This window comes from Methylotenera sp., assembly GCF_030653755.1.
GTDB lineage: Bacteria > Pseudomonadota > Gammaproteobacteria > Burkholderiales > Methylophilaceae > Methylotenera.
Map to the genome: position 1 here is coordinate 36,761 of NZ_JAURYU010000044.1, position 16,111 is coordinate 52,871.

Annotated in this window: 18 protein-coding genes; 13 read left to right on the forward strand and 5 right to left on the reverse strand. The window is 42.3% G+C overall.

Features of this window, described 5'->3' with window-relative positions; genetic code table 11:
• Positions 1-50: 50 nt before the first annotated feature.
• Entirely contained in the window at positions 51-641 is a 591-nt protein-coding gene (locus Q7U33_RS07780; RefSeq protein WP_304859426.1) for a BLUF domain-containing protein, read from the reverse strand.
• A 249-nt stretch (positions 642-890) separates the two neighbouring features.
• Here Q7U33_RS07780 and Q7U33_RS07785 point away from each other — a divergent pair, with 249 nt between their 5' ends.
• Together Q7U33_RS07785 and Q7U33_RS07790 are read left to right on the forward strand one after the other, a co-directional pair.
• Complete coding sequence (locus Q7U33_RS07785; RefSeq protein ID WP_304859428.1) at positions 891-2,237, forward strand: ammonium transporter; 1,347 nt, start codon at positions 891-893, stop codon at positions 2,235-2,237.
• 10 nt (positions 2,238-2,247) lie between these two features.
• Positions 2,248-2,886 (forward strand): hypothetical protein, encoded by a 639-nt coding sequence (locus Q7U33_RS07790; RefSeq protein WP_304859430.1) that lies wholly within the window; start codon positions 2,248-2,250, stop codon positions 2,884-2,886.
• Positions 2,887-2,955: 69 nt separating this feature from the next.
• On the opposite strand, the gene argH is transcribed toward Q7U33_RS07790, so the two are convergent.
• Positions 2,956-4,401 carry an argininosuccinate lyase gene (gene argH, locus Q7U33_RS07795; RefSeq protein ID WP_304859432.1) on the reverse strand — a complete coding sequence of 482 codons (1,446 nt, stop codon included), beginning with the start codon at positions 4,399-4,401 and terminating at the stop codon, positions 2,956-2,958.
• 266 nt (positions 4,402-4,667) lie between these two features.
• Between argH and Q7U33_RS07800 the strand changes: the two genes are divergently transcribed.
• On the forward strand, positions 4,668-5,681 hold the full coding sequence (locus tag Q7U33_RS07800; protein WP_304859434.1) for a sensor histidine kinase: 1,014 nt from the start codon (positions 4,668-4,670) through the stop codon (positions 5,679-5,681).
• Positions 5,665-6,432, forward strand: a complete 768-nt coding sequence (locus Q7U33_RS07805; protein WP_304859436.1) for a LytTR family DNA-binding domain-containing protein — start codon at positions 5,665-5,667, stop codon at positions 6,430-6,432. The genes Q7U33_RS07800 and Q7U33_RS07805 overlap by 17 nt, the downstream gene beginning before the upstream one ends.
• 91 nt (positions 6,433-6,523) lie before the next feature.
• On the opposite strand, the gene Q7U33_RS07810 is transcribed toward Q7U33_RS07805, so the two are convergent.
• On the reverse strand, positions 6,524-7,204 hold the full coding sequence (locus tag Q7U33_RS07810; protein ID WP_304859439.1) for a hypothetical protein: 681 nt from the start codon (positions 7,202-7,204) through the stop codon (positions 6,524-6,526).
• A 184-nt stretch (positions 7,205-7,388) separates the two neighbouring features.
• Between Q7U33_RS07810 and hemC the strand changes: the two genes are divergently transcribed.
• The 4 genes from hemC to Q7U33_RS07830 are packed head-to-tail and all read left to right on the forward strand — an operon-like array spanning position 7,389 to position 10,587.
• Positions 7,389-8,330, forward strand: coding sequence for a hydroxymethylbilane synthase (hemC, locus tag Q7U33_RS07815; protein ID WP_304859441.1), 942 nt, complete (start codon positions 7,389-7,391; stop codon positions 8,328-8,330).
• Positions 8,331-8,351: 21 nt separating this feature from the next.
• Positions 8,352-9,128 carry a uroporphyrinogen-III synthase gene (locus tag Q7U33_RS07820; protein ID WP_304859443.1) on the forward strand — a complete coding sequence of 259 codons (777 nt, stop codon included), beginning with the start codon at positions 8,352-8,354 and terminating at the stop codon, positions 9,126-9,128.
• Positions 9,121-10,158 (forward strand): uroporphyrinogen-III C-methyltransferase, encoded by a 1,038-nt coding sequence (locus Q7U33_RS07825; protein WP_304859446.1) that lies wholly within the window; start codon positions 9,121-9,123, stop codon positions 10,156-10,158. Before Q7U33_RS07820 ends, Q7U33_RS07825 begins: the two co-directional genes overlap by 8 nt.
• 6 nt (positions 10,159-10,164) lie before the next feature.
• Positions 10,165-10,587 (forward strand): heme biosynthesis HemY N-terminal domain-containing protein, encoded by a 423-nt coding sequence (locus tag Q7U33_RS07830; protein ID WP_304859448.1) that lies wholly within the window; start codon positions 10,165-10,167, stop codon positions 10,585-10,587.
• Between the two features lie 110 nt (positions 10,588-10,697).
• On the opposite strand, the gene Q7U33_RS07835 is transcribed toward Q7U33_RS07830, so the two are convergent.
• Together Q7U33_RS07835 and Q7U33_RS07840 are read right to left on the reverse strand one after the other, a co-directional pair.
• Positions 10,698-11,732, reverse strand: a complete 1,035-nt coding sequence (locus tag Q7U33_RS07835) for a CDP-6-deoxy-delta-3,4-glucoseen reductase (RefSeq protein ID WP_304859450.1) — start codon at positions 11,730-11,732, stop codon at positions 10,698-10,700.
• A 49-nt stretch (positions 11,733-11,781) separates the two neighbouring features.
• Positions 11,782-12,186 (reverse strand): FxsA family protein, encoded by a 405-nt coding sequence (locus tag Q7U33_RS07840; protein ID WP_304859452.1) that lies wholly within the window; start codon positions 12,184-12,186, stop codon positions 11,782-11,784.
• Positions 12,187-12,204: 18 nt separating this feature from the next.
• Here Q7U33_RS07840 and cutA point away from each other — a divergent pair, with 18 nt between their 5' ends.
• The 5 genes from cutA (at position 12,205) to accB (ending at position 16,061) form a co-directional block, all read left to right on the forward strand.
• Complete coding sequence (cutA, locus tag Q7U33_RS07845; RefSeq protein WP_304859455.1) at positions 12,205-12,534, forward strand: divalent-cation tolerance protein CutA; 330 nt, start codon at positions 12,205-12,207, stop codon at positions 12,532-12,534.
• Positions 12,535-12,542: 8 nt separating this feature from the next.
• The gene (gene dsbD / locus Q7U33_RS07850; RefSeq protein WP_304859457.1) at positions 12,543-14,402 is read left to right on the forward strand and encodes a protein-disulfide reductase DsbD; all 1,860 of its coding nucleotides are present in this window, start codon (positions 12,543-12,545) and stop codon (positions 14,400-14,402) included.
• Complete coding sequence (locus tag Q7U33_RS07855) at positions 14,396-14,923, forward strand: TlpA disulfide reductase family protein (protein ID WP_304859459.1); 528 nt, start codon at positions 14,396-14,398, stop codon at positions 14,921-14,923. Before dsbD ends, Q7U33_RS07855 begins: the two co-directional genes overlap by 7 nt.
• A 199-nt stretch (positions 14,924-15,122) precedes the next feature.
• Complete coding sequence (aroQ, locus tag Q7U33_RS07860) at positions 15,123-15,572, forward strand: type II 3-dehydroquinate dehydratase (protein ID WP_304859461.1); 450 nt, start codon at positions 15,123-15,125, stop codon at positions 15,570-15,572.
• Positions 15,573-15,608: 36 nt separating this feature from the next.
• A complete protein-coding gene (accB, locus tag Q7U33_RS07865; protein WP_304859464.1) occupies positions 15,609-16,061 on the forward strand; it encodes an acetyl-CoA carboxylase biotin carboxyl carrier protein in 453 nt (150 codons plus the stop codon).
• Positions 16,062-16,111 lie beyond the last annotated feature (50 nt).

Sequence of the window (16,111 nt, forward strand, 5' to 3'; positions counted from 1 at the left end):
TCGCATCCAGCTACCCTAATAAAAATCAGCTGTTAGTTCACTGAAGCTTACTAAATCAAGTTTTTTGCAGCTAAAATCGAGAGTATAGAAATCACTAAAGCTAATACTGAGCACATCAATGCTAAATTAGCAGTTCTTTTGCCAGCAGACTCAACTGTAGCAGCCTCAAAACCTTCCCTTGGTAGCAATGATGCCCCCATGGAGTTGGTTGGATCATCCGCATAAAATAACTCATTCAAAAAGTTGCTAACTGTTTCGTCTGAAAATAAATATGGATTAAACCGCTCAAATCCGTTTGCTTTCAGAAAACGGGCTATCTTGGCATCAATTGGGGCAAATTTCATTGCCCAATCAGAAAACGAAAGCTGATCGATATATTTCCTCGATACCACTTTTAAATCTTTGTGGCGTGGGTCTGCTTCTAATTTACTCATCAGCTGATTGATTGTTGTCTCATCTCCCTCAAGACATTGAAAGAAAACGCCATCGCCAAAGTACAACACACCTACTAAGCCATTTTTACGATTATTTATTCTAGATTTAGCCAGAATTCTTGCAACGTTTGGCTCAATTCTATTCAATGAATCAGTTGATTTAAATGTAGAGCGGCTAATATAAATGATCTGTAGAAGTTTACTCATCGTGGTTAATTCGCTCTTATATTTAGGTTTGTTGATCGTTTAGAGACAAATCATCATGCTCAGTTGTTCAAAAATATTTAATATTTTTTAAATTATTTTGATTAAGGTTTGCTTGCCATCGCTTTTTATTAAGCACCAAACACTCAGCGCTACATCTTGTTTATTCTGAGCCTTTCTTTTACACCATGGCATACATATTGCTTCGTATCAAATATAAAAAATTACAATCATTTACGCCATAGGTTATTTATGCGAAGAATTACTTGTCTAACCGCTCTTACTATCCTAGGTTTTACATTAGGTATAGTTATTCCATCAGCCTCTTTCGCTGGTGCGGTCACCAATCAAATCACCAATGAAACGGTTTCGACAATTGCAATCAATAGTGTCTGGGTTGTACTGGCTGGCGCCTTAGTATTTCTGATGCAAGCAGGCTTTGCCATGCTAGAAACTGGCATGTCTCGCTCCAAAAATGCTGTCAACGTCATGATGAAAAACTATATGGACTTGTGCGTAGGTACCGTGCTGTTCTGGCTGGTAGGGTATGGTTTGATGTTTGGTAGTAACGCAACTGGATGGGTAGGTACAGATCACTTTGCGTTAGGTGATGGAGATGACTGGGAATTTACCTTGCTGTTTTTTCATATCATGTTTGCCTCCACTGCCGCCACCATCGTGAGTGGCGCCATGGCCGAGCGCACAAACTATCTCTCTTATTTATTTGGTGCTATCGGCATTACAGCGGTCATTTACCCAGTGTTAGGTAGCTGGATATGGAATGATCAAGGCTGGTTAAAACAAATGGGATTTATTGATTTTGCAGGATCTACTGTTGTACATTCATTGGGTGGCTGGTGCGCACTTGCAGGCGTTATTTTACTGGGCCCACGCTTAGGTCGCTTTAACGAAAGTGGGAAAATCCATAGTATTCCTGGCCATAATATCGGCATGCTCGGTCTTGGTGGCTTTATCTTATGGTTTGGCTGGTTTGGTTTTAATGCCGGGAGTACATTAGAAGCAAGCACTAATATTGGGCTAATTGTGCTTAACACGCAACTATCTGGGGCAGCAGGCGCTATTGGTGCAGTGCTTATTAGCGTCATAGTGCGCAAACCCATATTAATTAGCAATACTGTCAATGGCAGTATTGCTGGGCTAGTCGCCATTACCGCAGGCTGCGCCACAACGGATGTGCCCTACGCCGCACTGACTGGCTTTATTGGTGGCACCATTTCAGTGTTGGGTGTACTTTTATTAGAAAAATTGCGCATTGATGATGTTGTGGGTGCCATTTCTGTGCATGGTTTTGCTGGTGTCTGGGGCACGTTAGCCGCTGGTATATTCTTAAAAGGGAATATGTTTAATAGTGATCAAATTATTGTGCAACTAATAGGCATCAGCGCTACTTTCATTTGGGTTTTCTTTGCGGCACTCATTATGTATGGCTTAATTAAGGCAACCGTTGGTTTACGTGTTAGCACCATGCATGAGCAACGCGGTTTAGATATTACTGAACATGGTGAGATTGCCTACCCAGAGTTTAGCCACAATGCAGCTTATAAAGCTGAGAATTTAGAACAACTACAGAAATTATAAGAAGTAGCAGATGAACTTACCATTAAGACGACGCGCCATTTATACCGGCCTAAAACCATTTTTAAATGCGACAGAGATGTCGCAGGCATTAAGCATGTGGGAAACAGAGTTTTCATTAAAACCTACCTATGCCTTAGCAAGCTTCGTTACCCGCTGCTGTACGTCTGATGAATTAAGAAGAATACGCACTCAAATTTTAAGAGCGCTCATTACCGCATTAGAGTCACCTGAATCCCTACTCTTAACCGACCCAGGCTCTCAGGTCGGTAAACAAACACTGGTTGATGATGATAGCAATATCGTGCTTGATGCTAAGAACTCAGTATTTGTCGCACTGTCGAGTGCCTTATGGACAGCTGTCGATGAAACAACCGAGAAAAGTATCATAGATTTTATATTAAGAAATTTAACACATCTCGAACTAAGTAGTGATCAGTCTCGTAAGCTTAAAGACTGGTTTATCAGCAGAAACACAACATTTCCGTGTAATTTTGAATTAACGATCCTACAAAAGCTCATTAACCTTAACTACATTGCACTATGCGAATATTATGGACCAGTAAAGGCGGATAAACTACTGTCTCAAGCAACCCATGCAGTTGAACCTGAAGCCATACAGCGACAGTTCAACCTACATGATTTACTCTAAGCAACATCAGACACTAACCCCAGAATGAAAAGCGAATATTGCTAAAAACATTCCTACACAAAATACAATCTACTCACTTTCAAGCAACTTTCTCGCTCTAGCGATTGCTGCTTTTACCTGCGATGGTGCAGTGCCACCAATATGGTTACGGCTATTGAGTGATCCATCCAAAGTAAGTACGGCATAAACATCATCAGTGATTTCTTTAGCAAACGCTTGTAGTTTAGCTAAAGGTAGGTCACTTAAATCCACTTTTTGATCTACTGCATAACGCACAGCCAAGGCTACTGCCTCATGTGCATCTCTAAATGGCATGCCTTTTTTCACGAGGTAATCTGCTAAATCTGTCGCAGTCGCAAAGCCTTCGCTCGCGGCTTTACGCATATTTTCTTTATTGACGGTAAAGCCAGCTTTTACTACCACGCCATTCTCTATCACAGGCAAGCGTAGCATGTCGGCATAGATTTCTAGTGTTACCAATAGCGTATCTGCGGTGTCAAACAATGGCTCTTTATCTTCTTGATTGTCCTTATTGTAGGCAAGTGGCTGCCCTTTCATTAAGGTCAACAATGCAGTTAGATGTCCATATACACGACCAGTTTTACCGCGCACCAACTCTGGCACGTCAGGGTTCTTTTTCTGCGGCATAATCGATGAGCCAGTACAGAAACGGTCTGCAATATCAATAAACGCAAATCTTGGTGAGCTCCATAAAATCAGCTCCTCAGAAAGCCTTGATAGATGCATCATCACCGTAGATGCGGCAAAGGTAAATTCAATCGCGAAATCACGGTCCGACACTGCATCCAGTGAGTTCTCACATACGCCAGCAAAGCCTAAGTTAGACGCAACGTTCTCGCGATCTATCGGGTAGCTAGTCCCCGCTAAAGCCGCGGCACCCAAAGGCAGCATATTTAAACGTTTTTTACAGTCTTCAAAACGTGAGATATCACGTTTCAACATTTCGTAATACGCCATTAAATGGTGACCAAAGGTCACGGGCTGTGCCACCTGCAAATGCGTAAAACCAGGCATCACCGTATCAAAATTAGCTTCAGCCAAATCAAGCAAACTCGTTTGCAAGTTAAATAAACCTGCAATCACCTGCTGGCAAGTAGTCCGTAGCCAAAGCCTTATATCGGTTGCTACTTGATCGTTACGGCTTCTGCCAGTATGTAAGCGCTTACCTGCATCGCCAATTTTGTCGGTTAAACGTTTCTCTATATTCAGATGTACGTCTTCTAAATCCAGCGACCATTCAAATTGACCCGCGTTAATTTCTTCAAGAATCTCTTGTAAACCAGTTTCAATCGCTTTGAAGTCCTCCTGTGAAATAATAGCCTGTGCACTTAGCATACGCGCGTGTGCAATTGACCCCTCAATATCATAGGATGCTAAACGGTAATCAAACCCAATAGATGCCGTATATTTTTTAACTAGCTCAGCCACTGGCTCGTTAAAACGCCCAGACCAACTGGTGTCTTTTTTATTGAGCGCGCTTATTTTCTGTGTCACTTTTTTTGCCTATCTAGTATTAACTTTTCATATACCTATTTATTGATAGAAGTGTTAATGAAAGAGCCAACCTTTGCATTAAGCTTAAAATGGTTAACCACTTTTTCTGTCTATAAAAGGAATTAAATTGCGATTGTTGTACAAATTTTATTCAACATTAAAAAATGCTTAATAACAAACTACTTATATGCATTAGTATAATGCAAAATAAAGTCATTTAAGATAAAGCGATTGTACTAGACAACATAAATGCAGATAAAAAGCCAATGAGAAAAACAAGCCGCCTGCCTAATTTACGCAATTTAGGAGTTGTCCTACGCATCCTCATTATTGCTAACTCAGCGCTAATGTTAAGCGCACTTACTTTGAGTCATAGTATCGAAACATTTATCTATCAGCTCACTACCATCTCCACGTTTGCTCAACCCATGCTGTTTGTTTGCTTGCTCCTACTTTACGGCTGTTACAGCTTTCTAGTTAAAATGTCTTACCGCAAAGCCATCGCCTTTATTTTCATACTCATCACGCTAGGCACCGCGCTTATACATGGTCTTTTTTCACAGTTATGGCTATTTAGCGACCTACCCTCACTCACTCGCATTGTTTTTTATGCGTGGATTATCAGTGCAGTTATTTTTTATTACTTTAACCTACACCATCGCGCTTACTCTCCAGCAGTTACAGAGGCCAGATTACAAGCTTTACAGGCGCGTATTCGTCCCCATTTTTTATTTAATAGCCTAAATGCAGTATTGTCCTTGATTCGTGACCAGCCCAAGCAAGCTGAAACTGCACTGGAAGACATGGCAGACTTATTTCGTGTGTTGATGGCAGAAAATCGAGAGCTGGTGCCAATCGCACAGGAGATCGCTCTCTGTCGCCAATATTTAGCCCTAGAGAAACTACGCTTAGACGAAAGACTAAAAGTCGAATGGCAGATTGACAATGTCCCACCTGACATCCTCATCCCGCCTCTGCTGTTACAGCCACTTATTGAAAATGCTGTATATCATGGGATAGAGCCATTAATTGACGGTGGTACGATTAAGGTTCAGATATACACTAAACAAAATGAAGTGCATCTGATACTAAAAAACCCATATAAAGCACAAAACAAGCACAGCAGCGGCAATAACATGGCTCTTAAGAACATCAAAGAACGGCTTACACTTCATTTTGACCTCGAAGCCTCGCTAAAAACTAAAAAGCTAGACGACACATACGAAGTACATATTACTTTGCCGAATCACACACAAACGATAAATGCTCAATCAATCTAAACTCAACATTCTAATTGCTGACGATGAGGCCCCTGCCCGCAATCGGCTACGCACTTTACTAGGTGATATTGAAAATATTCATGTATTAGCCGAAGCAAAAAATGGCAGAGAACTGCTAGACATCGTTAATCACGCCCAAAATGAACAAACCTCAACAGACATTGTATTGTTAGATATCCGCATGCCAGAAATGGATGGCATTGAAGCAGCACAACACTTACAAAAACTACCTAAACCACCTGCAGTTATCTTTACCACCGCTTACGACACTTACGCAATCAAAGCGTTTGATATGAACGCGGTAGATTATCTATTAAAGCCTATTCGCCTTGAGCGCTTGCAAACCGCGCTACAAAAAGCACGTGCGTTACTCCCTAACCAGCTTGAAGCGCTAACCCCATTAAGCCCTAAGCGCACCCATCTCAGTATTAATGAGCGAGGACGCATTTTATTAGTGCCCATTAGTGAGGTGATCTATCTGCGTGCAGAACTCAAATACATTACGGTACGCACCGCAGAGCGTGAGTACTTAGTAGAAGAGTCACTGTCACATTTGGAGCAAGAGTTCGGTCATGTTTTCACGCGACTGCACCGAAACTGCTTAGCAGCCAATGCCTATATTTTAGGTTACGAGAAACGTAACCAAGATGCACAAACTGAAAAACAATGGGTCGCATTACTCAAGCACGTACCTGAAACGATAGCGGTTAGCCGAAGACAGCAACATCTGATTCGCCAGCAGATACTTTAGGTATTGCGGTTCTGATGCAAGCAGCACCAAAACCGCATGATTGTGACTAAACAGCTAAACATCATGTGACCTAAACCATACTGGCAAAAACTTACTTACTTTTATTCTGATTGGCTTCCAGCTCGGCAATCTTCTTGGCAGCCCAATCCTTGCCACCTAGACCAAATGCCAACGCTAATGCCAGAAAAATTGCACCAAACACAATCACAAACAATGAGTGAATCAACTGCATGCCAATACCCAACTGCTCCAAAGCAACAAATATCGCTAATATTTGAATACCATACTCAGCAGAAGTGCTCACGGCTAATGCACCAGAGAATTTAATACTATGCAGCCATGCAAACATCAGTTTGTTCACAAAGCGTGCTAACAGCGTACCAAAAATAATCACAAGAATCGCTAAGATAATACGTGGCAAATAGCCTGCTAACTGTTGTAATAGATTAGCCACCTCACTTAAGCCCAATGTGCTGGCGCCTGTTGTAATAAACAAAATAATGACCAGCCAATACACCACTTGGCTAATAATGCCGCTGAGTGTCACATTCAAACTACCACTGTTCATAAACGCTTCAAGACCAGATTTTTTAGCAAATTTATCAAATTGCGTAAAATCCAGTAAACGCTTCACCGCAAGCCTGACTAACTTTGCAACAATCCATCCGAAAAATAAAATCACGACTACCGCTAATAACTTAGGCACAAAATTAACAAGTTGCAGCCAAAACTGGTTTAGCGACTCCATAAAAACATCAAATTGATATTGCATGTTGACCTCCTAATACTACTGAAATAAGTACAGCTGAAATAAATACTACTGAAAATTTAAATTGAATCTCGGCTTTAAAACCAATAATGCATAAGCTTAACTCATAAATAAACATCATTTAAACACTAAATGGAAACTTTCTGCGCTTAATGCTTGCAAGCAAGCCCTGTGATAAAATCACAATATGCAAAATTCAGACCAACAACCTACTCCCAAAAAACTCGTCATCGCCTCGCGTGAAAGCGCACTTGCCATGTGGCAGGCACGCCATATTCAAAGCCGCTTGCAATCACTCTACCCTGATACAGAAGTCACTATTCTTGGTATGACCACAACTGGCGACCAGATATTAGACACCCCTTTAGCCAAAGTGGGTGGCAAAGGTTTATTTGTCAAAGAGTTAGAAACAGCACTGGCAGACGGCAGAGCTGATTTGGCTGTGCATAGCATGAAAGATGTGCCGATGAACCTGCCAGAAGGTTTTATATTGGCAGCCACTGGCGAGCGTGAAGACCCTCGCGATGCTTTTGTTTCAAACGACTACGCTTCACTGGAAGATCTGCCTGCAAACAGTATCGTTGGCACTTCAAGCTTGCGTCGCCAAAGCCAGCTACAAGCACGCTTTCCTCATCTTAAAATTGAATCACTACGCGGTAATCTACAAACACGCTTGCGCAAATTAGATGAAGGCCAATATGCAGCAATTATTCTGGCAGCAGCGGGGCTAATCAGGTTAGAGCTAGGCGACAGGATTCGCCAGTTTATCGCACCTGAGCATAGCATTCCAGCAGTGGGGCAAGGTGCTTTAGGCATAGAAATCTGCGCTGACCGCCCAGAGCTAATTGCGATACTCGCCCCACTGAATCACCCAGACACACAAGTATGTGTTGAGGCTGAGCGCGGCATGAGCCGCACACTAGCAGGCAGCTGCACGGTTCCACTTGGCGCTTACGCTGTATGTGAGGCAGATAACATCCGCATCACAGGCTTTGTTGCGAGTGTCGATGGTCAGCAAATGCTAATAGAAACTGCGGTTGGCAGTAGAGTGAACGCTGAAGCACTAGGTAAAGCCTTAGCCAGCCAGCTTATCTCAAAAGGTGCAGACAAGATTCTCGCTGCTTTGTAATCACATACTGTAGGCTTACCCATGCGTGCCGACCATTTACTTAGTAACTTGTACATTGCGGTCACGCGGCCAATCGATCAGGCAGAAAGTCTGAACCTCGCCATTGCCCAACATGGTGGCACTGCGATCTCATTTCCCCTGCTTGCCATCTCTGCATTAGATGACTACCAATCATTTCAGCAGCAACTAACCCATATTGATACAACTGATTGGGCAATCTTTATCAGCTCTAATGCGGTTGAATACGCCATGCCGCTTTTAATCAAGAAATTTGGCAAGATTCCAGATCATTTAAAATTTGCAGCGATTGGTCATCAAACAGCCAAGGCACTAGCGTTATATGGCGCACATGAGGTATTGGTTCCATATACCCGCTTTGATAGTGAAACATTACTTGCGCTACCTGAAATGCAAGATGTCGCAACGAAAACAATCGCGATATTTCGAGGCGTTGGGGGTCGGGAACTCATGGCAGATACCCTTAAAGCAAGGGGCGCAAATGTCTATTTTGCAGAAAGTTATCGCCGCATTAACCCACAAAAAAACGCAGACTTACTTGAAATGCAATGGCGTCAAAATAAATTAGACGCTATCATCGTGACCAGTAGTGAGGCGATGCGCAATTTATTACAGATGTCTAAAAACGCAGAATGGTTACGCCATGTCACATTATGTGTAAACCATGAGAGAATCGCAGAAGAACCACAACAGCTTGGTTTAAAAGTGCTAGTAGCCAAAGCGCCAGGAGATGAAGCTATGCTGCAATGCTTATCACAACTTGTAAAACATCATGACTAACTCAACAGATTCTCAATTTGCAGATTACCCAAAGCCTTCCATGCTCACTATTGGCACCATGGTACTGGTCATCATTGCTATTTTGACACTCGCCTGGCAATGGCTCAACACGCGTCATCGATTCAATGAAGTTGAAAAGTCACTCAGCGTCAAATTAGAGGAATACCATACGCTGAATCAACAAAGCCTAGCATTGGCAAAACAGGCAGAGGAGCGCAGTACACAAGCCAATGCACGTACTGTGATTTTAGAGCAAAAGCTAGCAGAGTCACGCGACCAACAAGAAGCTTTACAAATGCTATACACGCAACTCGCAGAGAATCGTGAAGCCACAGCAGTTGCAGAAGTAGAACAACTTTTAACAATTGCAAAACAACAACTACAACTGGCTGGTAATGTTAAATCTGCCCTGCTTGCGCTGGAAGCCGCAGACCATAGGCTACAACCGCTTGATTTACCAAGAGCAGTACAACTACGCGAAATATTACAAGTTGAAATTGAGACCCTACGAGATCTGCCGCAAATCGATATGATTGCAATGAGTACACAGCTCACCTACCTCGCTGAATTATGTAACAGCATCCCACTCATTAGTGAGCGCCAACCAACACTTAATATCAATGCGGTTAATAACCCAGGCCCCATTCAACCGTTACAAGGCGTCCAGAAGTTCTGGTGGGCAATCTGGGATGATATTAAGAACCTAGTAACAGTAGAACGGATCGACAAACCAGAGCCGCCGCTACTAGCAGCAGAGCACGCATTATATTTACGTGAAAATATAAAACTCAGGCTACTCACTGCCCGAATCGCCCTGCTCCAACATGATGAAAGCACTTATAAAGCCGACCTCAACATGGTGAAAACTTGGCTTAACCAATATTTTGATACCAAACACCCCGATACGATTAAAGCACTCGTGCTGTTGAAAAAACTATCTAGCAACAATATCAGCCTAGAACTCCCACAACTAAGCGACAGCTTGGCCGCAGTGAGCAGTTACAAACTGATGCTGGAAAAGAGCGAGTAATCTACCATGCTTAAAAATAGATTGTTTTGGTGGGCTTTAACATTACTTGGGATTATCTTTATCGTGTGGCTAGCTAGTAACAATCAAGGTTACGTACTCATCATACGTTCACCTTATCGCATTCAAATCTCCTTTAATTTCTTTTTAGTCGTGTTTGTGCTGAGTGTTTTTGGTTTACACCACCTTCTAAGGCTTTTGAGGTTCTTAAGACACTTACCCGCGATTAGAGCAAGCAAGAAAGAGTCTCTGCGTCTAAAAGCTGGCAACACTGCACTGTTAGAAGGTATGCACGCACTAGCAGAGGGGGATTTTGAAAAAGCAGAAGCTTCCGCAAAATTGGCTCATGAGCTGATTCAAAACTCAGACCTTGAAACGCTGATACAAAAGCTTGCCAACGAAAAAAACAAACAATCGCTGCTTTTTAAATAAACTAAAACTACCAGCTACTTATTGAACGCACAGTTTAAAAGTTAAACGCCACTTTTGTGGCGTTTAACTTTTATTTCATGAGAATCACTAAAACCGACCTACATGACTTATCAGGCACCTGACGCAACACTAGGTATAGGTTTCGCATAGTTAAAAGCATCTGAGTAAAAAGAATCATCTGGTAATCCCGCTTGCGTAAAACTTGCGTGTGCAACTTCCACCATGGCGGGGGCGCCACAACAATAAACTTCAACACCACTTAAGTCACTAAAATCGTCTAACACGGCCTGATGCACCAAGCCATTGCGACCCTGCCAATTATCTTCTGGGAGCGCATCTGATAAAACTGGAATAAATTCAATATGTTCATAAGCCTCAGCCCATGCCTTAGGAAGCGCTGGCATATAAAGGTCTTCTAATGCTCGAGCCCCCCAATACAAAGTCACCTTGCGTTTAATATCGTTATGTATCATATGCTCGATAATCGCCTTAATAGGCGCAAAGCCTGTACCACCAGCCACCATCACCATCGGCTTTTCTGAATCGCTTCTATAGTAAAAACTACCAAATGGCGCTTCTATTCGCAAAATGGCTTTGTCTGGCATTTCATTAAACACATACTCGGTAAACTGCCCACCTGGTATTAATCGCAAATGTATCTCTAGTAAGCTATCTGCATGCGGTGCATTTGCCAATGAAAAAGCACGGCGCTTACCATCCTTTAACAAAAACTCAACATATTGCCCTGCCATAAACTGCAAACGTTCACTGCTAGGCAACTTTAAAAACAAAGCCATCACATCATGTGACAACTGTTCTTTGCGCTCTACACGTGTAGGAAGGATGCGTGGCGGAATCACCCCTGCATTAATTTCCCTGCACTCTATGGTTAAATCGGTCAGCGGTCTGGCGCAACAGAATAATGCTTTACCTGCCGCTTTATCAGCCTCCGTTAATGCACTACTGGCATAGTCCCCATAATCCACATCACCGCTTAACACCGTCCCTTTACAGCTACCACAGGCGCCATTACGGCAACCGTAAGGAATGTTAAAACCTGCTTCTATCGCTGATTCAAGCACTGTTTCATAAGCTTTTGCTTGGTAGGTGTGTCCACTGGGCTGAATGGTAATTTGATATGTCATGTCGTATATTTCTATTTATTTTCAATGAGTTATTTTAAAGCATGTCTTGTTAATCTTCTCGGCGAAACTCGCCTTCAATCACATCATCATTTGCGGCCTGGCGTGGCTGATGTGATGACTGTAGATTGGGTGTCTGGCTATTTTTAACTGGGACCAGTAGCAAAATCACAGCAATCATATCAGTAATGACGCCTGGCAATATCAGCAACACCCCTGCAATAATATTACGCGCGCTGCCAAATATCGCTTTAATCGGGTGATTACCCGTACGCATACTTTGCAACATACGCCCCGTAAATAATGATTTCTCATCCTGAATCAGGCGCAAGCCTAACAAGGCAATGCCGACTAAGTAAACTAACAACCACCATCCATATGCTTGCCCTAACACGATTAATAACCATATCTCAGCGATTGGAAAAGCGAGTAAAATCAAACCTATTAATAAACGCATGCCTTGCTATCCTAAATAATGTCGAATCCAGAAAATATTTTATTAGTGCTCACCAATGTGCCAGACACTGAAACTGCTAGCCTATTAGCAGAAACACTGATCACACAAAAACTTGCGGCCTGCGTGAACATACTAAGCCCATGCCAATCTATTTATATTTGGGAAGGCAATGTAGAACGCGCGAACGAAATTCCCATGCTTATTAAAACCACCCAACTACAGTATGATGCGCTTCAAGCCGCTATTATAAAAGCACATCCTTATGAACTTCCTGAAATAATCTCTATCAACGTAGATGGTGGCTTACATCAATATTTACAATGGGTAACCACGCAATTATCTGCTTAAGGAACACAATGTTTAAAAGATTTTCTTATTTTTTGGTATTTAGCTTCTTCATAGCATCAGCCTCTATCAGCCATGCAGGTAACGTCACCAGCGGCATCAAAAACTTATTCACAGATCAATCCGCAGAAGATGAGTTTTTATCTCCAGACGTAGCTTTTGGCCTATCAATAAAACAAGATGGGCAAAGTGTTCATGCAAACTTTACTGTCGCACCAGGTTATTACCTTTATAAAGAGCGTACCAAATTTGAGTTCACACCTGCACAAACGTTCGCAATAAATTTACCTAAAGCAGACATTAAAAATGACCCTAACTTCGGGAAAATGGAGGTCTATCATGAGGACTTTACCGCCACTCTGCTGATAAAAGACAAAATCAGCACGTCTACTAACCTTAAAATCACCTATCAAGGCTGTAGTGAAAAAGGCCTTTGCTATTCACCTCAACACAAAACCTTCACCATTACAGCAGATGATAGCGCCAACCTAAACCAAACTACACCAACCGATAACAAGACCGCCTCGAGTAACAACAACGCCTCAGAAAGTGATAGCCAAGCAGCCAACCTACTCAAAAGCGGAAAATGGTGGCTGATTATTCTAGGCTTCTATACTGCTGGACTATTACTCGCATTCACACCTTGTGTATTTCCCATGATTCCTATCCTATCTTCCATTATCATCGGCAAAAATGCACATGTTTCACGCCTACATGCGTTTAACTTATCTCTCGCTTACACCTTGGGGATGTGCTTAACCTACACGCTAGCAGGTATTGCAGCGGGGCTTTCTGGGCAAATGCTCAGCAGTGCATTGCAAACCCCTTGGGCATTAGGGTTCGGTGCATTAATATTTGCATTACTAGCACTTTCCATGTTTGGCTTTTACGAACTCAAATTACCTAGCAGCATGGAAAATGGCTTAATGAGTTTGAGCCGTCGCATTAAGGGTGGACGCTTTTTTAGTGACTTTTTAATGGGCGTACTTTCAGCCCTTATTATTAGCCCATGCGTAGCCGCACCATTGGCTGGCGCCTTACTTTACATCAGCAAAACTAACGATGTTTTACTAGGTGGAGTCGCTTTATTTTCACTATCCGTAGGGATGGGCACCCCACTACTGCTCATTGGCGCATCCGCAGGTACGCTCCTGCCTAAAGTGGGTAGTTGGATGAACGCTGTCCGCAACTTATTTGGCGTACTCATGCTAGGTGTTGCGGTATGGCTGATTGCACCCGTCATCCCCATGCAAGTGCAACTAGCGTTATGGGCAGCGCTGTTAATTGTGCCTGCCATTTACATGCATGCACTGGATAGCCTGCCTGCTGGTGCAAAACCCGCACTCAAATTCTGGAAAGGTATCGGCGTGATGATGGTGGTGGTCGGCTTGGCGATGCTGATTGGCGCGCTCTCTAATGCAAAATCACCATTACAACCACTAAGCGGGCTGGTTGCAGCGGCATCTAATAGTCAACAACAGCATAATAACCTAAACTTCCAACCAATCAAAAGCATTGCCGAGCTAGAAGATGCACTCAAAAATGCTCAAGGAAAACCAGTGATGCTCGACTTTTATGCCGATTGGTGCGTGGCTTGCAAAGAACTTGAGCAATTTACGTTTAGCGACCCACGTGTTCAATCTGCTTTAAAAGACACGCTATTATTGCAAGTAGATGTCACTAATAATACAAACGACGATAAAGCGCTCATGCAAAGATTTAACCTGTTTGGCCCACCAGGCATTTTATTCTTTAATGCAAATGCCACCGAAGAAACTCACTTAAAAGTAGTAGGTTATAAAAATGCAGATGCATTCCTGCAAATTCTAGATCAGCGCGGCAGTTGTCTGCCAGAAACCATTCAATGCTAAACAAAATAATAAAGCCACTTTTCTTTATAGCACTAGTGCTAACAGTAGCATTGGTGTCACGCCATTTTTCTAGCCCCAGCAATGAAAATGAACTTAGCAGTACGCCTTTATATACAGCTAACTTACCTGATGTTTCAGGAAAAACCCAGAACCTCGGGCAATATAAAGGTAAAATTATTATTGTGAACTTTTGGGCAACTTGGTGCCCGCCATGCAAAGAAGAAATGCCAGAGTTAATCGCTCTACAACAATCTTTTAAAGATAAAAATGTCATCGTGCTAGGCATAGCGATTGACGAGCCACTGCTGGTTGCTGAGTATTTAAAGACTGCACCAGTGAATTACCCTATTGTGGCATCTGAAACAGAGGGCAGCTTGCTAGGCGAGCAATTAGGCAATGACAAGGGTGTTTTACCCTACACTGTCATCATTAATGCAGATGGTAAAGTTGTTAATACGCACTTTGGTCGGATTAACAAAACTATCCTTGAAGCAGCCATCAAGCCTTTAATCTCACCCTAATCACGCTAGTCGAATACACAATTTAACCATTTACTGTTAAATTAAAGACCCTACTTATGATATGGACTTTGTGTAATTCATTAAGGTAAATTCGCTTAAATTCTCTAAAGTTGCTGGACAAAACCCTTTAACTTCGGCAAACTCGCGTTTATGAATTATCGTAATTTATGCAAAAACTGTTTAAAACGGGTGAGTCGTCATGGCTACTAAGCACATTTTGGTATTACATGGCCCTAACCTGAACCTATTAGGCCTGCGTGAACCCCAGCATTACGGTAACGCGACACTTGATAGCATCAACCAATCACTCATCAACAAGGCAAAATCCGCCAATATCACATTAGAGACGTTTCAAAGCAATGCAGAAGCTGATCTTGTCGATAAAATTCAGTCTATTGCTACTAAAAGCGTAGATTTTGTCATTATCAACCCGGCTGCATTCACACATACATCCGTTGCAATGCGCGATGCGTTGAGCGCTGTCAAAGTTCAATTTATAGAAGTACATTTGTCAAATGTGTTTGCGCGAGAGTCATTTCGTCATCATTCATATTTTACAGATATCGCTGTTGGCATTATTAGCGGACTGGGCGCAAAAAGTTATGAACTTGCCCTAGATTTCGCTATTGAAAAAATTAATCATTCTTAAAAATAATAATTTATAACGAATTAGTTAGGAGTCATCATGGATTTACGTAAACTTAAAAAACTTATCGATCTGGTAGAAGAATCAGGCATTTCAGAATTAGAACTGACTGAAGATGGTGAAAAAGTACGCATTAGTCGTAATTTTACTGCCAACATGCCAGCACAAAACTACAACCACTACGCACCACAACAACATGCGCCAGCACCACAAACTGCTCCTGTTGTAGCAGTTGAAGCCGCACCTGCTGTTGATGAAGGCCATGCAGTGAAATCACCAATGGTGGGTACATTTTATCGCTCACCATCACCAGATGCTAAATCTTTCGTTGAAGTGGGTGATACGGTTGCTATCGGCGACACACTATGTATTATCGAAGCAATGAAGTTATTAAATGAGATTGAATCAGATAAAGCTGGCGTCATCAAAAAAATCTTAGTTGATAACGGTCAAGCCATTGAATATGGTGAACCACTGTTTATTATCGGCTAATCGTTTTAGCTTATTAAATTACTGCTTTATTAATTAGGTCTTACATCAAT

Excerpts from the sequence above, each read along its gene's own strand:
- Q7U33_RS07835 (WP_304859450.1), bottom strand. The coding sequence starts at position 11,732 with ATGACATATCAAATTACCATTCAGCCCAGTGGACACACCTACCAAGCA.
- Q7U33_RS07780 (WP_304859426.1), bottom strand. The coding sequence starts at position 641 with ATGAGTAAACTTCTACAGATCATTTATATTAGCCGCTCTACATTTAAA.
- Q7U33_RS07825 (WP_304859446.1), top strand. The coding sequence starts at position 9,121 with ATGACTAACTCAACAGATTCTCAATTTGCAGATTACCCAAAGCCTTCC.
- cutA (WP_304859455.1), top strand. The coding sequence starts at position 12,205 with ATGTCGAATCCAGAAAATATTTTATTAGTGCTCACCAATGTGCCAGAC.
- accB (WP_304859464.1), top strand. The coding sequence starts at position 15,609 with ATGGATTTACGTAAACTTAAAAAACTTATCGATCTGGTAGAAGAATCA.
- Q7U33_RS07800 (WP_304859434.1), top strand. The coding sequence starts at position 4,668 with ATGAGAAAAACAAGCCGCCTGCCTAATTTACGCAATTTAGGAGTTGTC.
- Q7U33_RS07840 (WP_304859452.1), bottom strand. The coding sequence starts at position 12,186 with ATGCGTTTATTAATAGGTTTGATTTTACTCGCTTTTCCAATCGCTGAG.
- hemC (WP_304859441.1), top strand. The coding sequence starts at position 7,389 with ATGCAAAATTCAGACCAACAACCTACTCCCAAAAAACTCGTCATCGCC.
- Q7U33_RS07830 (WP_304859448.1), top strand. The coding sequence starts at position 10,165 with ATGCTTAAAAATAGATTGTTTTGGTGGGCTTTAACATTACTTGGGATT.
- Q7U33_RS07820 (WP_304859443.1), top strand. The coding sequence starts at position 8,352 with ATGCGTGCCGACCATTTACTTAGTAACTTGTACATTGCGGTCACGCGG.
- Q7U33_RS07785 (WP_304859428.1), top strand. The coding sequence starts at position 891 with ATGCGAAGAATTACTTGTCTAACCGCTCTTACTATCCTAGGTTTTACA.
- Q7U33_RS07855 (WP_304859459.1), top strand. The coding sequence starts at position 14,396 with ATGCTAAACAAAATAATAAAGCCACTTTTCTTTATAGCACTAGTGCTA.
- Q7U33_RS07805 (WP_304859436.1), top strand. The coding sequence starts at position 5,665 with ATGCTCAATCAATCTAAACTCAACATTCTAATTGCTGACGATGAGGCC.
- Q7U33_RS07810 (WP_304859439.1), bottom strand. The coding sequence starts at position 7,204 with ATGCAATATCAATTTGATGTTTTTATGGAGTCGCTAAACCAGTTTTGG.
- aroQ (WP_304859461.1), top strand. The coding sequence starts at position 15,123 with ATGGCTACTAAGCACATTTTGGTATTACATGGCCCTAACCTGAACCTA.
- dsbD (WP_304859457.1), top strand. The coding sequence starts at position 12,543 with ATGTTTAAAAGATTTTCTTATTTTTTGGTATTTAGCTTCTTCATAGCA.
- Q7U33_RS07790 (WP_304859430.1), top strand. The coding sequence starts at position 2,248 with ATGAACTTACCATTAAGACGACGCGCCATTTATACCGGCCTAAAACCA.